Annotated in this window: 1 protein-coding gene; it reads right to left on the bottom strand. The window is 63.6% G+C overall.

Annotation, left to right across the window (positions count from 1 at the left end; translation table 11 throughout):
• Nucleotides 1-19 precede the first annotated feature (19 nt).
• Nucleotides 20-977, bottom strand: a protein-coding gene (locus ACXJKO_RS31770; protein WP_457094976.1) for an IS630 family transposase whose coding sequence is annotated in 2 segments (ribosomal slippage) — nt 20-625 and nt 627-977 — 957 coding nt in all. Because the reading frame shifts where the segments join, the coding sequence is not laid out codon by codon here.
• Nucleotides 978-1,037 lie beyond the last annotated feature (60 nt).

Raw genomic sequence — 1,037 nt, 5'->3', positions numbered from 1 at the left:
TGGCTAGAGCATCGGATGTTTAATCGGACGCATATCCAGCAGCCTTGAGGTAGTTCCAACACTCGTGCGGCTCAAACAAATCGCAGATGTCGCCGAGGGCGCGCCAGAGCGCGTCGAACGTTCGCGCCTCGGCCTTGCGCAAGTGTGCCTTGATCTTGGCAAAGGCTTGCTCGATCGGGTTCAGATCGGGCGAATAAGCCGGCAGGAACAGGAACCAGGCTCCGCGTTGCTTCAGACACTGCGCAGCCTGTTCGCTCTTGTGGACAGCCAGGTTGTCGAGGATCACTACATCGCCTTTGTGCAGCGTCGGCGCGAGCTGCGTCTCGATGTAAGCCTCGAACGCCAAGCGGGTGATCGGGCCGTCGATGATCCAGGGCGCACTCAGCTCATGACAGCGCAGCCCGGCCAAGAAGGTGTGCGTCTTCCAGTGCCCAAAGGGAGCTTTCATCCGCAACCGCTGGCCTTTGCGCGAGCGCCCGCGCAGGCGGGTCATCTTGGTGTTGACGTACGTCTCGTCAAGAAACACCAGCCGGTGCGGCTGCTCGCGCATGCGGGCCTGACGTTGATCGGTCCAGACGTGGCGCTCATCCCGCACGTCGGCGCGTGCGCACTCCGCCGCCATCAGGGCTTTTTTTATARSTGAAGCCGCACCGGCACAGGAAGCGCGAGAGCATCGCCGGGGCCGCGACGATCCCGTGTTCCTCAAGCAAGCGGGCAGCCAGTTCGGGCATGGTGATGGCGGGCCTTGCCTCGACGGTCTGGATCAGGAARSYCTCATAGGGCACCAGCTTGCCGCGTCCGGGCGGRCGGCCCTGGCGGTCCGGTGCCGGCGAGCCGGTGTCCCGGGTTCGCCGCACCAGCCTGATGGCGAAGCTCTCGCTGACGGCAAAGTGCCCTGCCGCCGCCCGGCAGGAATGGCCCGCCTCGACAAAGTCGGMSACSCGCACCCGAAGATCGAGAGAATAGCAGTGACCCATGATCCACCTCCCGTTCCAGCAAGTGAATCACAGATCGCACCAGGCCAAAACCCAGGAGTC

It is taken from the genome of Microvirga sp. P5_D2 (assembly GCF_054049475.1).
The sequence above is the reverse complement of the archived record's forward strand: the minus strand, read 5'-3'. Positions and strand labels throughout refer to the sequence as shown.